General features: G+C 50.6%; 14 protein-coding genes. 5 read left to right on the forward strand and 9 right to left on the reverse strand.

Annotated elements, in window-relative coordinates:
* Positions 1-3: 3 nt before the first annotated feature.
* The 5 genes from ACYQ2L_RS04545 to ACYQ2L_RS04565 form a co-directional block, all read right to left on the reverse strand.
* Positions 4-1,494: a hypothetical protein gene (locus ACYQ2L_RS04545; protein ID WP_460051594.1), complete on the reverse strand. Its 1,491-nt coding sequence runs from the start codon at positions 1,492-1,494 to the stop codon at positions 4-6.
* A gap of 96 nt (positions 1,495-1,590) precedes the next feature.
* The gene (locus tag ACYQ2L_RS04550) at positions 1,591-2,223 is read right to left on the reverse strand and encodes a hypothetical protein (protein ID WP_460051596.1); all 633 of its coding nucleotides are present in this window, start codon (positions 2,221-2,223) and stop codon (positions 1,591-1,593) included.
* Between the two features lie 88 nt (positions 2,224-2,311).
* The gene (locus ACYQ2L_RS04555) at positions 2,312-3,586 is read right to left on the reverse strand and encodes a DUF6175 family protein (protein WP_460051599.1); all 1,275 of its coding nucleotides are present in this window, start codon (positions 3,584-3,586) and stop codon (positions 2,312-2,314) included.
* Positions 3,587-3,624: 38 nt separating this feature from the next.
* Complete coding sequence (locus ACYQ2L_RS04560) at positions 3,625-5,127, reverse strand: hypothetical protein (RefSeq protein WP_460051601.1); 1,503 nt, start codon at positions 5,125-5,127, stop codon at positions 3,625-3,627.
* 83 nt (positions 5,128-5,210) lie between these two features.
* Positions 5,211-7,202 carry a hypothetical protein gene (locus tag ACYQ2L_RS04565; protein WP_460051603.1) on the reverse strand — a complete coding sequence of 664 codons (1,992 nt, stop codon included), beginning with the start codon at positions 7,200-7,202 and terminating at the stop codon, positions 5,211-5,213.
* 86 nt (positions 7,203-7,288) lie between these two features.
* Here ACYQ2L_RS04565 and alr point away from each other — a divergent pair, with 86 nt between their 5' ends.
* Positions 7,289-8,428 (forward strand): alanine racemase, encoded by a 1,140-nt coding sequence (gene alr, locus ACYQ2L_RS04570; protein WP_460051606.1) that lies wholly within the window; start codon positions 7,289-7,291, stop codon positions 8,426-8,428.
* On the opposite strand, the gene pepT is transcribed toward alr, so the two are convergent.
* Positions 8,396-9,721: a peptidase T gene (gene pepT / locus ACYQ2L_RS04575; RefSeq protein WP_460051608.1), complete on the reverse strand. Its 1,326-nt coding sequence runs from the start codon at positions 9,719-9,721 to the stop codon at positions 8,396-8,398. The two genes, alr and pepT, sit on opposite strands and share 33 nt — an antisense overlap.
* Before the next feature lie 169 nt (positions 9,722-9,890).
* On the opposite strand from pepT, the gene ACYQ2L_RS04580 reads away from it, so the two are divergent.
* The 3 genes from ACYQ2L_RS04580 (at position 9,891) to ACYQ2L_RS04590 (ending at position 12,645) form a co-directional block, all read left to right on the forward strand.
* Positions 9,891-10,847 carry a DUF2156 domain-containing protein gene (locus ACYQ2L_RS04580; RefSeq protein WP_460051611.1) on the forward strand — a complete coding sequence of 319 codons (957 nt, stop codon included), beginning with the start codon at positions 9,891-9,893 and terminating at the stop codon, positions 10,845-10,847.
* 64 nt (positions 10,848-10,911) lie between these two features.
* Positions 10,912-12,036, forward strand: a complete 1,125-nt coding sequence (locus ACYQ2L_RS04585; RefSeq protein WP_460051614.1) for a hypothetical protein — start codon at positions 10,912-10,914, stop codon at positions 12,034-12,036.
* 12 nt (positions 12,037-12,048) lie between these two features.
* Complete coding sequence (locus ACYQ2L_RS04590) at positions 12,049-12,645, forward strand: cob(I)yrinic acid a,c-diamide adenosyltransferase (RefSeq protein WP_460051617.1); 597 nt, start codon at positions 12,049-12,051, stop codon at positions 12,643-12,645.
* Between the two features lie 19 nt (positions 12,646-12,664).
* Here ACYQ2L_RS04590 and ACYQ2L_RS04595 read toward each other — a convergent pair whose 3' ends face one another.
* From ACYQ2L_RS04595 to ACYQ2L_RS04605, 3 genes are read right to left on the reverse strand one after another with little or no spacing between them, the layout of a single operon-like run.
* Positions 12,665-13,861 carry a TraB/GumN family protein gene (locus ACYQ2L_RS04595; protein ID WP_460051621.1) on the reverse strand — a complete coding sequence of 399 codons (1,197 nt, stop codon included), beginning with the start codon at positions 13,859-13,861 and terminating at the stop codon, positions 12,665-12,667.
* Positions 13,862-13,896: 35 nt separating this feature from the next.
* Complete coding sequence (locus ACYQ2L_RS04600) at positions 13,897-14,862, reverse strand: DHH family phosphoesterase (protein WP_460051625.1); 966 nt, start codon at positions 14,860-14,862, stop codon at positions 13,897-13,899.
* The gene (locus ACYQ2L_RS04605) at positions 14,862-16,274 is read right to left on the reverse strand and encodes a tetratricopeptide repeat protein (protein ID WP_460051627.1); all 1,413 of its coding nucleotides are present in this window, start codon (positions 16,272-16,274) and stop codon (positions 14,862-14,864) included. Before ACYQ2L_RS04605 ends, ACYQ2L_RS04600 begins: the two co-directional genes overlap by 1 nt.
* Positions 16,275-16,362: 88 nt before the next feature.
* On the opposite strand from ACYQ2L_RS04605, the gene ACYQ2L_RS04610 reads away from it, so the two are divergent.
* Positions 16,363-18,210 carry a hypothetical protein gene (locus ACYQ2L_RS04610; RefSeq protein ID WP_460051632.1) on the forward strand — a complete coding sequence of 616 codons (1,848 nt, stop codon included), beginning with the start codon at positions 16,363-16,365 and terminating at the stop codon, positions 18,208-18,210.
* Position 18,211 lies beyond the last annotated feature (1 nt).

The raw sequence follows: 18,211 nt of genomic DNA on the forward strand, positions 1-18,211 counted from the left end.
CTCTCAAGGCAGGGTTCTGACAAGCTCCTGCCCCAGACCGGTACCGAGATTTCTGAAGGCCGAAGATATTGCACCGGATGAACTGCTTCCCCGGGTTCGACTGGACGGGCTTGAAGTAAACAGGATCCGACCATTATGCACATCATACACCTGAAATCCGCCCCGAACAGCCACAATAAAACCGTCATCCTCAGTAAATTCAGATATTGAAGCCGTACCTATTATCAGGCGCTCAACCACATCCAGATCAGCTACCATAGCTGCTATTTCCTGATTTGTCCTGCTCTGGAGCATTCTCGGATCGATATCTATAGAACTGACATTAAAATTTGCGGCACTCAATGCCGACAGTATACCGCTGCTGGTATGCTGCTCCCTGAGCGGGTTACTTGCCATATCGGTATCAAGAACCAGCACTGCGGTTGGAACATGACGGGCACTGCTTTCAACCTGCAGCAAGGTGTGTGTCCGCGCCCTGATAAGAGCATCCTCCGTCGAACGCACCAGGGAACGGTATCGGCCCTGCAGACGCATGAGAGGCTCCATATTCCCACTGAGATCCAGGCTGAATCCTACCCTTTCCTCCCCGACAAAAGTCGGCGCTGGATGCCGGAAAGTTGCCAGGCCGCTGTTATCAGTACGAATCTGCGTGGTTCTAACAGCAAGTCGACGACCATCAAGCATTTCACGATAGCTGACCTGTATGGGGAGATCTGCAACGGGAAGCAACTCACCATCCCGCTGATAGAAAACTTCTACACCCATCGCAGTATCAAGCGACTGATAGGCGACTCCCTGCACGCTCTCGTGCAGCGGACGGAACACCAGATTCTCAATAATCTGCCGTGCCTGCACCATATTCCGGTCAAACCGGATATCTGCATTCTGGATGCTGCTTACAGCTGCTGCTGCTCCAGCTTCGAGGAAAAAAGGTATGGCAGCGCCATAGCGGCCCGCAGCATATGCCTCCTGGCCCCGTCTTTCAGGTACATCTACAGCATCAAGGCGTTCCTGGAACATTTCACGGAATCTCTGCTGCTCTTCGAGAAGCTGACGCCGCTCATAGCGCCCCAGCATGAAAACCTCGACCTGATCACCGGATCTTGCAACATAACTGTCCACAATCTGGAAGCCGGAAACTACCGCTTCACCTCTCTGCTGCACCTGCTGCACCAGATCGGCTTCATAGGTATCCAGAGTGGCCCGGGCCGTAGCACTGGTTTCCGACGTAACCTCAACCCCGATAAAACGGATAATTGCAGATATGAGATTATTGACTGCCACATCTTCAGCTCGTATCTGACTACCCTGTTCATCGAAACCGGTGCCTACAAAATATTCATAATCGTTGTCGCCGACAGGACGCTGCAGCACCCAATCGGGCACATCGCGTTCAGCTCTTCTTTCTGCTGTAGCACAGCTGCCGATAAAAAGAGAGATAGTAAACAGCATTGCTATACCAGAAAAAACATGAACCAGATTTCTTACCCGCATGAATACATCCTTGCTACACATTGATTAATACTGCCAGACGAGAGTAACGAAATGGCCGCACCTCGTGATGCGGCCATTCGCCCATTTCCGTAAAGACTAAAGTCCGCCCTTGACCAGATCACGAACCCTTGCTTCATTATCATTCAGCTCGTCTTCACCGCGAATACCGTCGATAGAATCGGCGATCTGCCGATCAAGGGTCTCCTTGTCGATGGTCATAAGAATGAAATAACGGAATTCCTGATTGCCTTCCGGCAGCCACTGCAGCTGAACCCACCATTCACCTTCCTGACTCATACCGGCAAAGGTTGCAGCGCTTAGGGTGTTGGTTACCTGCTCGATGTAGGTAGCTGCATCATCAAGGTCCCCCGCAAGGGCCGCACTGGTCTGCTGCTCGACACGGGTACTTACTCGGCGAGCAAACTCACCGGCTACATTCACGCTCTGCGCCCATGTCTGCACTGCATTCAGATTTCCACCGCTCTGTTCGGCAACGAAGACATACTTACCTTCATACTGAGGCAGGGCTTCGAGCTGACTGGCAGTGAGTTCAATAGACTGAATAACCCATTCCGGAGTATTCGTTCCGAGAACTGTACCCCGATGCTGAAGAACCTCAAACGAGGCAGTGGTCTGGTCTGCCGGCACAGTCCGTGATGCTGGTTCCGATGTGCTCGCACAGGAAAACAGCAGAGCCGCAATACCTGCAATAATAATCACCTTTTTCATATTTCCTCCTGAAATTTCGGGATCTGTACAATCTTATCCCTTTTTCTCTTACTTTCCAAAAATCCACGGCAAAAAATTGCCGGTAAACCTACATTCCCATATCGAATGTTATACTCTTGCCGCGCCTCATAACCAGATACAGATTTTCCATTCCAGGCACCCTGAATGAGAGGTCATACATGAGGTCTTCAAGCTCATCAAGACTCCCGTACATGTAGACTGCATAGCGAGTCTCATCCGCTGTCTGACTGATAGTATCAATCATGCTCACTTCATCACGCAGTCGGCTCCGAACCTGACTCATAACCCTTGCATCGCGTGTGTTAAGCAATACCATTTCATAGCGCACACCCCGCGCATAGGACTGGGCAAGCAGCGCCTGGGACTGACGAACAGCGGTCGGCATAGCACCATATACTGCCGACTGAACGGCGTTGGATATTGCATCCTGCTGACTGCTTCGGCTGAAAGTCCTCTGACTGCTGAAAGGAACAGATCCAAGCAGCTGAGCGGTACTGGTTTCATAGATCCGTATAGTAATATTGGCGCTACCGTAATGACTGTCATCCTGGGTACTGCCACTCACATCGGCTTCCACCTCGAGGTAGACATCGGCATTCAGCTGCTGAGCAATCCATTGAATAAGACTGACTTCACGCTGAGCCTCAGCCTCGAACACCATTTCCCGGTCACGACGCAGTCTGTCAACCTGGGAAGCATCAATCAAGGTATAGCCCTGCTCGGCCAGATAGCTGTTGGCCTGTACCACTGCCTGGCGTAAAAACATCTCCTGGGTATTCGAATTTTCCGGATAGAAAACCATATAGGTCATATTTTCTATATATCTCTGCAGAAATCGCGCCTGCTCAGCATCTGCACCGTCGTAGGCTTCTTCCTGAGTGAGGGTGGGTACGGACGGTGCTGTCCGCGTGCTGTCCTGATCGCCGGATGCTGTACTACGCGTAATCCCCATACTATCCAGCGTACGCTGTACAACATTCATCTGCACGGGTATCTCGATCTCCACTATAAAATGTGGATTGTTAATAGTACCGACATTTTCCCGCTGCAGGATTTCCATTCTGTCGTTCTGCACAAAACTGTTCGGATTGCGGGTGGAATACAATTCTCTCTGCAGAGCTTCTGCGTTCTCACGCTCAGCTGCCTCACCGACAAGAGCAATAACCGCCTGCCGTACCGCATCCATCTTGGCAGCATTGATGCCTTGAGCAAAGCTTTCAGCCTCACCTCTTCCATAAAATATATTATCCGGAGCAGCTGCCGCGTCTCCTGCCGGCCTGCTGGCGCAGGACAACAGCAAAATCAACGTGAACACTGACAGAGCCAGTAATTTTCGAAGCATATACACCTTCCTTATTTCTACCAAATTTTGAATTCTTATCATTTAATATTGATTCCCATTGTAAGCGCCGGACCGATGACAGACGGCAAAGGATCAATTCCAATATATGCCGAAAAGCCTGGTTCAATATACAACACCGAATTACGGCTGAGATGCCACCCGATTCTCGCTCCGGCATTAATTCCGATCCCGGCCAGGTCGACGGTTTCTTCATCTTCAAAATCAAGCCCGAACCGACCGGTCGTAATGCCAAGCATTGCAAAAGGAGAAAACCGCAGCCGTCCGAGAATCATCAGATACTCTGCGCCAATGGCTGCAGTTACACCGAAAAAGGGATCACCAGTTTCGGGTGACCTGAAATCATCCCTCGCAAAGATAAAAGGAAGTTCAACTTTAACTATCGGCCGTACCGGATAGAACCCTCGTGAAACTGTCGCCTTGATTCCGATAATCGGCAGCAGATCAATTCGCTCAGGATCTGTCATAAGGTTCATGGACTGAACACCGCCATAGAATTCAGCCTCTATTCCGCTGCGAGGCACCTCATGAAGCTGGTCCCCGATCATCGGCCGGGGATTGGAATAGATAGGTATGCCGAAACTGAAGTTATCGCGGACATCGGTTATGTAAATCAGACCCGTCTCTTCTTCAACCGTATATACTCCGAAATCCCGATAGTGAACTATCATGAACTCATCTCCGACATTCAGACCCATATTGCGTCCGAATTCGATTAATACCTGCCGGCCGATTATGTCCGTAATACCAGTGCGAATCTGGAATTCCGGGACTGTTCTGATTCTGAAATCCAGATTCGAAGGAATACTGCTGATTGCACTGGAAATAGCTGCTGACAGATTCTCTCCCGTCCCCGATGATGAAATCGTGAAACGCTCGAAGGTACGCTGGGTTTCCATTGAGATAAAGGCAAAACTAACCTCGATCTCCACCCTGTAGGTAGCATCTTCAGTGAGTTCGGCCCGGTAATAGCTGACAGAAGGAATTACAAGATAATAACCGTCGGCAAGTCTATTAAAATCAGACTCTGTAAAGGCCTGTCGTCCCAGAAGAACCTCTTCTGAAAGCTCAATGCTCTCTGCCCTGAACTGCCGTATCTGACGGACAAAGCTGTCAACGTCCTCTCCGTCGATTGAATAGCTTTCACCAACCACGTCAAAGCGGCCTATGTTGACAAACACCTGACGGATCCGCTGATCAATATTGGTGAAGGCCCGCTCGAATTCCGAGCGCACCTCCTCAGGTGTGGGGACACGGAGATCCTGCTGCTGTATCCGTACTGTGACTCCAGCCACACTGCGGCCCCTGTCGGTTCCTGTCCTGGGGTTGTCGACAATGATTTCCAGTTCCAGCTTGTTCTGCAATTCACGGGGAATCTCGATTCTGACTGGCACCGAATCATAACTCAGACTGAATACAGCCAGCTCGTTTCTTTCAGAAAATTCCTGCGCTCCTGTGGTATATACCAGCAGCATCAGCAGACAGACTAAACCAGGGATGCGAAGCGCATTAGATCCGGGCATATCCCCTCCTTGACTATTTACATATCCGAGAACGGATCAAGCATAACTTTAACGCATAAATGGGAGGTTATCTATTCATTCCTTCAGAAAAAGTCATCTATTCCGGAAGAACTGCTGTGACGGGCCAACACATGCTGCATACGGAGCACCGCATCCGTTCCGGAGTTATTAACAACTTCAGCCGACACCGACAGAGAATCAGGAACATACTCCATACCTGCCACAGCAGCGGCATCCATCGCCACTCCTGCTGTCTCGATATCCTGCGAATCTGCAGTCTGCTCAAGAGTAAAAACCCTTCCCTCCCGGCTGACATGCAACTGCATTTTCTGCTTCAGTGGGATTTCATAGGCATGCACGGTATTCATGGCATCAGCAGCCTGGAGCAGCAGATACGAGCTTTCATCTTCAGGATTTTCGGCAAAAAGCAGCTCAAGTATAATGTCGGCATTCCTGAAAAACACCGATGGCAGACGGACGGATGCTCCTGCAGGAATATGAAGAAATCCTCCACCAGATGTTACACCCTCAGAAAAATCATAATCTTCAAGTCTTTCGGTAGATCCTGTGAAACTATCAGCAAAAATCAGGGTATGAGGAAATAAAAGTTCCATAGCACGACGGAAACTCCCTGTATCTATACTGGGAAGTTCATCTTCGCGGTAGAACACTCCGAATTCTTCCAGAATCCCTATTACACCACCGCCGATTCTACTCACTGGCCGTTGAAGCACACCAGTTTCTGACTGCACGCTATCTGAAATAAAACCCGACGGCAGGTCAACTGAATCCACATGAAGCAGCATGCCGTTAACTGTCCACATGCCGAATGCTACACTGCCTTCTACAAGATACGAAAAGCTCCATTGAACCTGGGTATCATCCGGAATTATCTGCCTTGGTGCAGTAAACTCGATTGGATTGTGCCAGCCGATTTCAGCCCGAAGTAGTTCGTAGTCTCCAGTAAGAGCTGCCGACCATGAACCGTGTGAAGCACGCAGCCAGGTTTCTTCAGCTTCAGGACCATCGGGGATATCAAAACGCCCTCGAAAGGTAACAGTAAATGGATCAACATATCCCGGAGGAAGTACATAATCATCGGTATACAGCTGATCGCTGCCGTCGAAATCGTGGCCCAATCTATCATTATAAATTACCAGCTGAGGCTCAACACCTGATTCCGGCCTGAACTGCTCATTTCCTGACTGCATCCTCTGGCCGATATCGCGCAGATTCCCGTTAAGTCTCAACAATGAATAGTATGAACTGGTCGGCTGTAGTTCATATGATCTGGGCTTGGGATCTTTCAGAACCGTGACCCGCGGTGCGGGATCGAGCCGATTGACCGAGCGAAAACTGAATTGACCGCCCTCTTCTGGAGCAGCAGGATACACATCGACCTGCACGGAATAGTTACCCTCACGCTCAGGACTGCGGATCCTGATCTCATCCGCACCTTCACTCAATAAGCCCTGGTGAACAGTTGAGGAGTCAAGTCTCCATACCAGATAAAGATCCTCCGGCCTGTTACCCTCCTGATCTTCAACTGCTGTATCAAACTGAATATCCACCCTCATAATTCCCTGGGAATCAGGTTCAAGAATGGATGGATAAACCGAAATACCATTCAGGCTGAAATCTGCATAGCCTACGAAAAACGGCTGCACATGACTGATAACCAGCCTGTCATTCTGATACAGACGGTAACGCATCTCGTAGTATCCCGGGAGAGTGTCTGACGGAAGGCCAATGTCCGGAAGCTCATCAAGATCATCACCAGCGAACTGGATACTGGAAAGCTCCTCCTGGGATGCATCGAACAGGCGCACATCAAGCAGAAAACCCTCTTCCGATAAAGAACGGTTAGGCTGATCATTCGAGATGATTACCCGAAGGCTGCTGCCGGGCATATAAGTCACACCGGGCTCGGATGTTACAATTTCCAGATCCTTGCTGGGCTGAACATTCGGCATGAACACACCACCCTCGCTGCATCCAATAAGGAAAAGCAGCACAAGCGGCAAAAACAGCCTGAGTCGGCGTATTACATTGTGAACACCCGTCGAATATTTCATTACAATCCTGCACGTCACCTACATGTATTATATCACTTAATATAAGTACTTTCCATACTTATTTATTTCAGAGTACAATCCCAGCTATGCGACCCACACAAGCAGTGATCAGCCTGTCTGCAATCAGGCACAACTTTCTCCAGATAAAGCAGTCGCTTCCTGACGGCGTCAGAATCTGTCCGGCTGTAAAAGCAAACGGCTACGGGCACGGTGCTGCAGCAGTTGCCCGCAGCCTGCAGGAAGCAGGTGCTGATCAGCTTGGAGTATCCAGCCCTGCAGAAGGTGCTGAGCTTCGGGAAGCAGGAATCAAGGGAGAGATCAACCTTTTCAGCCCCTTCTTTCCTGAAGAATGCCCACGGATTGCCAGGCACAGACTGAGTCCCTTCGTTTTCGACACAGAGCGGATAAATCTCCTGGCTGAGGCAGCAGCATCCAGTGGAGAAAAAATCAGGGTTTATCTCAAAATAGATACCGGCATGGGGCGGATCGGCTGCAGCCCCGGAGAAGCCTTAGCACTCTGCAGACGAATCGAGGCAGCAGAATACCTCGACCTGGCTGGGGTCGTCAGCCACTATGCCGCAGCTGACGCTGCAGATCTTGGCTATATGCATGAGCAGGACAGAATATTTCAGGATACCGTCCGGAAGCTCCGGGCTCAGGGCATCAGGATTGATGTACTGAGCACTGCAAACTCAGGCGCAGTTATTACCCGGGAAATTCCCCGTGAAAACAGGGACTCCGAACTTCTGAGACCCGGCATAATGATATACGGCTACTTCCCCTCAAGTGATGTCCCGCAGCAGCTCGACCTGAGACCGGCCATGTGCCTGGAATCTGCAGTAGCATATATCAAGACGGTGCCCGCAGGGAGCTCGATCAGCTACGGGATGACCTATACAACAGAGAAAGACACACAGATTGCAACCATCCCGGTTGGATACGGCGACGGTGTGCCACGGGCTCTGTCCAATCGCGGAAGAATCTGGATAAGCGGCAGAACATACCCCATTGCCGGCAGGGTCTGCATGGACCAGCTCATGGTTGATCTTGGATCAGACAGCAACGTACAGCTCTACGACCGGGCCGTAGTTTTCGGCCCTCCTGAAGCTGGAGACCACAGTGAACAACCCTGGACTGCCGATGACATTGCCGATATCTGCGGTACAATATCATATGAAATCACCTGCGCTGTATCAGCCAGGGTCCCGCGCATCTACCGGGGCTGAACCTAATGCCCAGCGGCAGGCCAGAGTAACCGCCACAGCTGCTGCCCGCTCAAGGGCTGCAAGAGGGATCCATTCCCGCACGCTGTGAAAATTGATTCCTCCTGCGAAAATGTTCGGGCAGGGAACGCCGAGTTCACAGAGGCGGGCTCCGTCTGTCCCACCGCGGATACTCCGCTCGAGAAGATCTGCCCCTGAATCTTCGATTGCCTTTCGGGCAAATTCCATGACATCGGGATGTTTAACAATGGTATCTCTCATGTTCAGATATTGTCTGTTGACCCGCACTTCTACCCTGCCCCCCGGATACTGGGCCTCAACCGCTGCAGCGAAAGCCTTCAAGGCATCGATCCTTCTTTCGATTTCATTGATTTCAAAGTCCCGGAGGTTTACTTCGATCCTGGCCGAATCCATATCACCTGTGACTTCAGCAGGCAGATAATAGCCATAGCGCTCATCTGTTGCTTCAGGACTCTCATTCCTCGGCAGCATACTTATGAAGGAGGCCGCCATGGAAACTGCATTAACCAGGCGCCCGCGGGCATATCCCGGATGAATCACCGATCCCTGACAGAGAATTTCCACCATATAACCGTTGTAGCATTCTGCTTCGAGTTCTCCTTCCTCACCTCCATCGAATGTGTAGGCGGCCTCACACTGTAGCCAGTCCCTCGAAAAACCGTCCAGACCGCGGCCGATTTCCTCATCCGGGGTAAAAAGCAGCTCGATTGGCGGGCGAGGGATCTCCGGATGCTGCAGAAGGAATTCAATGCCTGCAACGATTTCTGCTGCACCTGCCTTGTCGTCTGCACCAAGCAGGGTATCCCCTGAGCTGGTAATGATAGTTCCTCCGATGTAGTTTCCGAGAAGAGGATTCTCTTCCACGGTCAGTTCAACCTCCGGTGAAATTAGAATGTTCCCACCCTGATAATTTTCCCAGAGCCGGGGTTTTACATTTTCACCAGGGGCATCTGGAGAGGTATCCATATGTGCCATGTAGCAGATGACCGGACGATGTTCATAGCCTGGACTGGCCGAGACACGCGCCAGGACGTAGCAGTTATCCTTCAACTCTACGTTCAATATCCCCAGCTCTCTCAATTCACCGGCAATAATATCAGCAAGATCAAACTGCCTCTGTGTTGAAGGAATAGAAGGACTATCCTTATCCGAGCTGGTATAAACCTGAACATACGCAAGAAATCGCTTGAGCACGGAATTTTTCAGACTTTCTGCATCGCTCTTCAGTAACGAGACTGTCCTTGAGACTGCAGTTTCAATTATATCTTGATTCATACCGCGATACTAACGTATTTCACTACCTACGGAAAGAAGGATTATTACGAACGACCTCCGCAGCTTCATCCAGCGCTCATAAAATCCTTGGCATTACGGAGAAACTTGAGTACATTTGCTGCTTATGACGATTCCAGCATTTCCAGAGTTTTCTGCTATAAATTTAGACATGCGTCCTGAACTGCACCCGATCCTGAGCAGCCTGCCCGATGGTGTTTCCGAATTCACTTTTGCTGGATTATACCTGTTCAGGAATGAATACTCCTATGAAATCTCCCGCCTCCCGGATGGAAAGATAATCGGCAAGGGCAATAAAAAAGGATTCAGGTTTGTTATCCTGCCCCAGGGTCTGCCGGACGGCCCCGAGGGTGAGCAACTCTTTCAGAAATTCCTTACTGATTATGACTACATACGTGCTGTCAGTGAGCGCCATCTGCGCCAGTACGAGACACTGATTCAGAAAATGCCTGCCTGGGCTGTTGCTGATCGCGACAACTATGACTACCTCTACGACCGCGATGATATGGCCGAACTCAGCGGAAAGAAGTTTCACAAGAAAAGAAATCTGATTCACAATTTTGAACGCAGCTACCCCGAACATCATGTTCTTGATTTCAAAAAGGAATATGTTCCTGCGGCCCTGAGAGTACTCGATATATGGAGAGACCAGGTTGCCCTCGAGGGTGATTACCGCGAAGCCCGGGATGCAGTCGAACTGTTTGCCGAGCTGGGGCTGAGCGGAAGTGTCGTCTGTATTGAAGGGCAGCCTGCCGCCTTCGCACTTGGCGAAAGCATTGCAGACGGCAGCTCCTATGTAATCCATGTTGAAAAAGGCGACCATGAGATGAAAGGCATCTACCAGTACATATTCCGTGAAATGGTACGAAGCCTGCCGGAATCAATCAGAACGATTAACCGTGAACAGGATGTAGGTGACCCCGGACTGAGGCAGGCCAAACAGACCTACCGCCCGATTGATTATACGCGGAAGTTCCAGATCTGGGGCCGCAAACCTGAAGGTTTTCCGGAGACAGCCTACGCAATGAAACCGGGTGCAATGAAAATTGTGATTCCTGAAGATTATATACTGGAAGCTGAGCCGGACAGCGCAGAAAAGTCGGCCTGATGAGGAACACTTAGCTGGTTTTTCGGACATTCAAGTGATACACTTGTCAAAAAGGAGTTGAGCCATGAAAAATATACTTCTATGCTTTGCCGCAATCCTGATTTGCGCATTGCTGATCAGTACACCGTTATTTGCTGAGGAGAACGAAATATCTGATCCTTTTGCAGACTTCGGCATCGTCGAGGGTTTTGAAGGATTTGCCGGCGATGTCGCTAAAGCAATGCCCTTCTATTCAATGATCGGACTACAATGGTCACATGCCCATATTGGACAGCTGCTGCGTGTTCCGCCGAACATCGGAGTCGGAGTGACACTGGGTGCCACCAACATGCCGCTGGAAGCCCTGACCAAGGCTTCTCAAAGTCTCGGAAAACTCTCCGAGGGCAGCGATCTGGATCTGCTTGCTGCTTTTCCGGATGAAGTGCGCGACCTTCTCGAATCTGTCGGAGTTCCATTGCCGGCAGCCCTTATAGAAGCCCGTATCGGCGGATTTATTCTGCCCTTCGATATTGGATTCAAATTCAGCAGCATCAATGAGCCGATGGACGTTGATTTCAGCACCATGCTGGTCGGTGGTGACATCCGTTACCGCGTAATACGCGGCCGTCTCGGACTGCCAACGGTCTCAGTTGGAGCCGGAATCAACCATACCTCCGGCAACATCAGTCTCGGCGAGCTATTCGGTCAGGACATAAGTCTGGACTCGGTCAGCCTCCCCGATCCGGATGACTGGACACAAACCAGAACCTACGATCTCTCACTCAGCGATCCTACCATAGGATTCAACTGGGCAAGCACCGTCGTGGATTTCAAGGTTCAGGCCAGCAGCAACCTACTGATCTTTACCCCCTACATAGGTGCCGGCCTGAGCCGCTCCAAAAGCACCGCCGGCGGTGGTATTCTAACAGAAATTGTTGTATCTGAAGATGATACTCCCCTCGGTCCGGAAGACGTTGAAAAGCTGCAGGCAGCCTACGATGAAGCACGCGAGCAGAATCCCGGTCTTCCGGCAGTTCAGTTCAGCGGAGACCAGGGCATAAGCGTACAGCAGGAGATCGGCGCCTGGGATGCACGGATCTTCGGTGGCGCCTCAATCAATCTGTTCATGCTGAAAATTGACCTCGGCGCTATGTACGGCCTGTTGAGCGGCAGCTTCGGTGGTAGCATCGGCATGCGCATCCAGCTCTGATCAGAGCACATAATGCTTTCAAGACTGTTTCGTTTCCTGTCCGCAAAACGCGGACAGGAAATGCCCGCTGTCACTACCAAAGGTGGAGACAGCGGAAAATCCGCATTATACAGCGGAGAATTCCTGCCAAAAAGCGATATCCATTTTGAAGTAATAGGCGACATAGATGAACTCAGCTCCCTGCTGGGCCTTGCTCGTCATCAGTTACGCGGTCGACTGCAGCAGCGTGTGGGCTCCGAGTTTGAGCACATCCAGAAGCTGCTGCATCATGCCATGGCAGTCATCGCTACCAGGCGTGAATCAGAATTATACGGCCAGCTCCCACGCATAAGCGATAGCGATGTCGAGTGGATAGAAAAAAGGCAGGCCTGGTATGCCGAAAAAACCCGGATAGAACCGAGATTCATACTGCCTGGTGAAAAATCAGAGGCTTCAGCCTGGATCGATCTCTGCCGCAGCATTACCCGCCGCTGTGAACGGCGGATAGTACATTTTATCGGGCAGGAGCAGCATATAGTGTATGAAGATCTCTACTGTATTCAGAGATTCTTCAACCGACTTTCAGACTTTCTCTTTGTTCTGGCCCGCCATATAGAAAACGCCATATAAAGAGCACCCGATCAAGCGATCAGCCGATCGCTGCAGGAAACAACAGCGGAATCGCAATAAATGTGCCGATAGAGCTACCGATTGAAGTCAGAATAAATACCAGCAATACCCTGGTAATCCGGTTACGGTAAAAACCTTTAACTGAACCGGCGTCCGTCAGCAGATTCTCGAAATCTTCCACCCGCGGCTTACGGAACACTGCCTCTATCAAGCCGGAAACCATGCCCACACCTATAGTCGGGTTCATGCTGGTAATCGGTGCCGCCAGAACACTCAGGACAACTGTCAGAGGATGAGCAAGCGCCAGAACAGCACCAATTCCGGACAAGGTTCCATTTACCAGTATCCAGCGGTACAGACCACTCATTCCACCGGAGAAACCCGATCTATAGAATCCCAGCCCTATCAGTCCAGCCACCAAAGCCGGAATAATATAAGGCAACAGTTTCGAAATCTTGTTTTTGGGTGGAATAATATTGATCTGCTCCAGGCCAGCAGCTGCCGAACCGTTCTCGAGATCCTCCAGCCAGCGCAGTATTCCCGGAACGTGACCAGCACCTACAATCGCCACTAATTTTTTGCCGGAAACCTGATGAATTTTTGTTGCCAGAAACTGATCCCGCTCATCGATGAGCACATGCTTGGCCTGGGGCAGAAATTCTGCCAACTCCTCCATCATGCCATGCAGCTCACTCTTTTCTTTCAGTTTCTCGATTTCCTCGGAGCTGAACTTTTCGCTGGTGAAGCCCGCGCTCAGCAGGGCAGCCAGCAGCTTGTTTTTTCCCCAGAGGCCAGTACTCCGCCAGGCCCTGCTGAGGGTAACCTGAATCTCCCGGTCACAGAGATGAAATGGAGTATTACTCTCCTCGGCAGCCTGTATCGCGGCCAGCATCTCCTCCCCTGGACTGACTCCGAGATCATTGCCGAGCCGGCGCTGAAATGACCCGAGCACCAGGTTAACAAGCAGGAGAAAGCCTTTTCTCTGCTTGAGCACCTGGGCAATATCGAGATTCTGCCATCGGTTCTTCTGGGCAAGTGACTGATAACGGCTCTGATCAAGCTCAACACATATTTGATCCGGGCGCTCTTCTGCAATTATTTCACGTACCTGATCAACACTGTCACGGGATACATGAGCAGTGCCGACCAGAAGGATTTCTCTGTCTCCTGATTTCAGTCTGGTAAGGGTGTCACTTTCGTGTACTGCTGTAAACATTATTTCTCCTGGTTTAATTCTGATTTTTAATCTGTTCAGCGATTGAGGGCATTGAGAAAGCGCTGCCGTGTCCCCTGCTCTCCCGGAAAAAGCTCGAGAGGAATTATTCCTCCTCCCATATGCACGTGCCCACCGCCGCTGCCTATTCCCTCAAGGGCAAGACGGATGACTTCACCGGCTGGATTTCTGGAATCTTCGCTGCGTACAGAAAGCCGGTAATCCTCACGGTCCTGCTGCAGAACAACAACAAAATGAATTTCCCGGATGTTAAGAAAGAAGTCAGCAACCAGAGCCATTACCTCCGGGGTACATTCCTTCTTGATCGGTATAAATGCAAAATCCTCGGCAACGATCACTTCATTAATCGCTTCACGGAAAACAGCAAGGTCATGGAAAGAAAGGGAATTCTTGAGCATGCGGCTGGCGTCCTGCCAGTCTCCTCGGAAAAACAGAAAAGTAAAAGCCTCAAGATCGATGGGAGAAACCCCCCGAGTCATAAATGCTGTATCCATCATTATTCCGAGCAGCAGAGCGGTAGCAACCTCCCGGGAGACAGTAATACCCTCATCATGAAAGTATTCATACAGAATGGTTGAACAGGATCCATAGCCAGGGCGTATATCATAGGCAGGCAGATCAGGAGACACCGGAGGTTCATGATGATCAACGACAGCAACTACAGTTCCTGGTATTCCGGTCATGTTTGAATTACCGACAAAGCCGTCCACCATTATAATCTGGGCATCATCCAGATCGTCTCTACTTTGCTTGAGATCATAACTTGACTGGATATCGATTCCAAGTCTTTCGATTGCCTCGCGAAGGCTGTCACTCTGAATATCCCCACCGTAGCATAGCACAGGACTGAATGACCGGGTACGCAACAGTTCGCCCAGGGCAAAGGCTGCAGCAACCGCGTCATGATCAGGAAAATCATGTGCCTGAATAAGTACAGGCCGGGAGGAATCCAGCACTGCAGTCAATTCGCTGAAGCGGCTCATTACAAGCGCTCCATAAGTATAGAGGCCAACCTGTATTCAGGCAGACCGGTGAATTCAGTTTCCACAGCGCGGGTCAGAAATGTAAAGGCACTTGCCTCTGCCCCGATCAGCATATATTGAGCCCCCATATAAAGGTTAAACTGAGCAGCCAGAAATTCATCCTGATTGGACTGCATTTCACGGACAGCCAGATGATCAGATCCAGGATTCTGATAGAACCTGGCAACCGCACCAGCAACTCCGTCTCTGGGCAGGTGCCTGCTCATTTGATTGATGTAGTTTCTACCCTCCATCTCTTTTCCATCTATTTTCAGAGACAGAGCTGCCGCAAAGGCAAGATTATCCCGGGACAGATCATTCCGGTAGGCTTCATCGAAAAATCGATGAGCGCGATCATAGTTCCCGAGTTCAAAGCTGACTACCGCCAGCGGCACATAGGCCGGATGATAATCCCTCCGGGTCCGGAGTACCTGTACATATTGATCAGAAGCCTCAGCACTTCGCCCCTGGGCATACAGCACGTCGGCCTTTTGCGCACGGATATAAAAGTCATCCGGACGCAGCACAAGAGCACGGCGAAAGTCTTCCAGGGCAAGCTCGGGCTGATTGGTACGCGCGTACAGACGGCCGCGGTCAAGATAGGTGAAGGCATAGTCAGGCTGCAGACTGATTGCAGTGGTGAGATCCTTTATTGCCAGTTCAGGCCTGGCGGCACCGACATAAGCCAGGGCACGATCGACATAGGCAAATGAATAATCTTCCTGAATTCCAATTGCCTCGGTAAATTCGAGAATACTTTCATCGTAGCGCTGCTGCCGCAGATACGTGCTGCCAAGGCCGATTCTGGCAACAAAATTATCCGAAGCCAGATTCACTGCTGTGGTGAATGCCCGTTCGGCAGCATCAAGAGATTTTCTTTCAAGCAGAATCTCGCCGAGGGCAGCATGACCATCCGCAAATCCAGGGTCTTTCCGCACAGCACGGACAAGAAGATCCTGCGCCGCCTCACGGTCTCCAGCTGCATTCTTGATAAGAGCCAGATTATAATGCGCAGTAAGTGCATCCGGATGATCCTCAATGATCTGAAGCAGCATTTTCTCCGCATCAGCAATCCTGCCGGCAATGACATAGAGCTTGGCCAGCAGAATTCTGGTCCCCGGATCATCGGGGGATTCAAGTTCAGCCATTTCATAGGCTTCTATAGCTGCAGCTGGATCACCAGCCTGAATTGAAAGACTTATACTTTGATAGGGATCAAGAACAGGTGGGGGCAACTCTTCAGGTTTGTCCTCGATAACAGGTTCCGCCACCCTTTCTTCAGGAGCGGTACTGACGCAGGAAAACAGCAACAGAGTCAGGAAATAAGTAATGCCGACCAGACAAGCGGCTTTCAGTCGATGTATCTGCTTCATAGGTAGACCCATATTACATGCAACAGTGACAGAATACAAGGCGATTGATCGCCTTGATAACCGATAATGGAAGTGCTATTCTACCTCTATGTCAAAAAAAGTTCGTGGGTGGGTATTCATTTTCCCCCTGCTCCATCTGGTCTTCATTGCGTTACTTTTGCAGTGGCATTTCCAGAACACAGATATTTTCGGTCATATAAGCGACCAACTTTCTCTTACAGGAACCCTTCAGGTCTCATCTGGCGGCACATCAGGTATCTCTCAGCTGCAGGTAGCGTATGAGGGATTACATTTTCCCCTGACTCATCGAGCCGGTGTGCGTGTGATTGATCAGAATCAGGAAACACGGAATCTGAAAGTTACCGGATACAACACCCTGGATGATGGAATAACAGTATTATTCAGCGAAGGACTCAGCATTCAATTCCTGACCGGGGATTCAAGCGAGCTTCGCATAATCCCTGTTATTCCCGAGACCCTGCAGCCGATTCTCGAGCTCATCATTCCCATGGAGCTGCAGTCAGGCTCAAGCGTACAGCAGACAGATAATATGTCAGTGATTTCGGTTGATACCGGCGATGATGTATTCCTTCTGACCCTGCCTGCTCGGGCTGTACTGAATAGTGACCGGGGAATCCTGACCCTGCCGGGCACAATCGGACGGCAGACCATCAGATACATCAAGACCGAGCGTGTTGCGGCAGTCAGTGAAGATGATACTGAACTTGAGGTCCTCCCCTGGTATGAAAGTGAGACAATCCGCATGTCACAGGCCGTTTTCTCGGAACAGCTTGAATCATACATAAACACAGCTTACCGTGGCTGGAGCAGCACCAGATATAACGCAGGAACCAGCACCTGGCAAAGACCGAACAGCAGCCCCGAATTTACGGAAGAAGCCATGGTGGCTTACCTTTCAGAAAGCTGGAAGAGAAATGACTATACCGCGGCATTCAATGCAATGCGCACAGCTGCCACGCGACATCCCGAACAGATTACCTATGCAAGCTCCCTGTTCCTCGGGGACCTGCGCAACAAGCGTCTCGAAATGGAAAACGCTGATAACAGCCGCAGCTCGGAACTGCTCGGAGGAGTGTCAGCCCGAGACTCACGCTTGCTGAGAGATCATCAGTTCGTGGAATGGGTACTGCTCAGAGGCAGCACGGAACTGTATTCTGCCTTGCCGGGATATCTGACCGATATTCGCATAGACTCTCTCAGCTCTGCCGGACTGGTCGGTCTTCTGGAGAATTCACTGACAGAGACTCCCCTTCCTGAACCAATACGGACACCACTGATCAGCCGTCAGCAGCCTGCTGCCGATATGCTGATCGAAAAGCTGGTTCGGATTGATGACCGCATCTATCTCGAAGCGGCCGCGGGGCAGATTGATGCCGCGCTGTCAATCAGAGCAGGCATGGCCCTGCAGCGGCTCGGTCAGCTGCGTGACGATGAACAGATCACCGGAATCGGGAGAACCATGGTAACTTCCATTCTCGCAGAATCAGACGGACTTGGATTCATACCGGAATTACTCCTGCTCAGCGGCGGGTCTATTGTAGGCAGAGAGGGCAGCCGCTCTCCTGAGTCATTGTATGCATATATTCATAACAATCCGTCCTACCCGAAGATGATCAGCCTGTACAATGAGCTTGGACAGGGAAGTTTCATATACACTATTGCTGACATATCCGGAATCAGCTACTCCGATGAACGTCTGAGCTTCCAGGTCAATAGTCCCCGGCAGCGCACGCATTATATTTATGTTTATGGTTTGCCTCAATACCGTACTCTTAACCTGTTTGGACTGCAATGGCCCGGTGATCCTAATTTCGAAAGCTATTCCCGCGGTACCTTCTATCATGCCGCTGCTAACACTGCTCTCATAAAATTCTTTCAGGATGCAGTAAGCAGTGAGATCATCTATAATTTTTAAA

Source organism: Spirochaeta dissipatitropha (genome assembly GCF_054657935.1).

Bases quoted from the DNA above. Each gene is read 5' to 3' on its own strand.
- ACYQ2L_RS04560 (WP_460051601.1), bottom strand. From the start codon at position 5,127: ATGCCCGGATCTAATGCGCTTCGCATCCCTGGTTTAGTCTGTCTGCTG.
- ACYQ2L_RS04565 (WP_460051603.1), bottom strand. From the start codon at position 7,202: ATGAAATATTCGACGGGTGTTCACAATGTAATACGCCGACTCAGGCTG.
- ACYQ2L_RS04545 (WP_460051594.1), bottom strand. From the start codon at position 1,494: ATGCGGGTAAGAAATCTGGTTCATGTTTTTTCTGGTATAGCAATGCTG.
- alr (WP_460051606.1), top strand. From the start codon at position 7,289: ATGCGACCCACACAAGCAGTGATCAGCCTGTCTGCAATCAGGCACAAC.
- ACYQ2L_RS04550 (WP_460051596.1), bottom strand. From the start codon at position 2,223: ATGAAAAAGGTGATTATTATTGCAGGTATTGCGGCTCTGCTGTTTTCC.
- ACYQ2L_RS04580 (WP_460051611.1), top strand. From the start codon at position 9,891: ATGCGTCCTGAACTGCACCCGATCCTGAGCAGCCTGCCCGATGGTGTT.
- ACYQ2L_RS04590 (WP_460051617.1), top strand. From the start codon at position 12,049: ATGCTTTCAAGACTGTTTCGTTTCCTGTCCGCAAAACGCGGACAGGAA.
- ACYQ2L_RS04600 (WP_460051625.1), bottom strand. From the start codon at position 14,862: ATGAGCCGCTTCAGCGAATTGACTGCAGTGCTGGATTCCTCCCGGCCT.
- ACYQ2L_RS04595 (WP_460051621.1), bottom strand. From the start codon at position 13,861: ATGTTTACAGCAGTACACGAAAGTGACACCCTTACCAGACTGAAATCA.
- ACYQ2L_RS04605 (WP_460051627.1), bottom strand. From the start codon at position 16,274: ATGAAGCAGATACATCGACTGAAAGCCGCTTGTCTGGTCGGCATTACT.
- ACYQ2L_RS04610 (WP_460051632.1), top strand. From the start codon at position 16,363: ATGTCAAAAAAAGTTCGTGGGTGGGTATTCATTTTCCCCCTGCTCCAT.
- pepT (WP_460051608.1), bottom strand. From the start codon at position 9,721: ATGAATCAAGATATAATTGAAACTGCAGTCTCAAGGACAGTCTCGTTA.
- ACYQ2L_RS04555 (WP_460051599.1), bottom strand. From the start codon at position 3,586: ATGCTTCGAAAATTACTGGCTCTGTCAGTGTTCACGTTGATTTTGCTG.
- ACYQ2L_RS04585 (WP_460051614.1), top strand. From the start codon at position 10,912: ATGAAAAATATACTTCTATGCTTTGCCGCAATCCTGATTTGCGCATTG.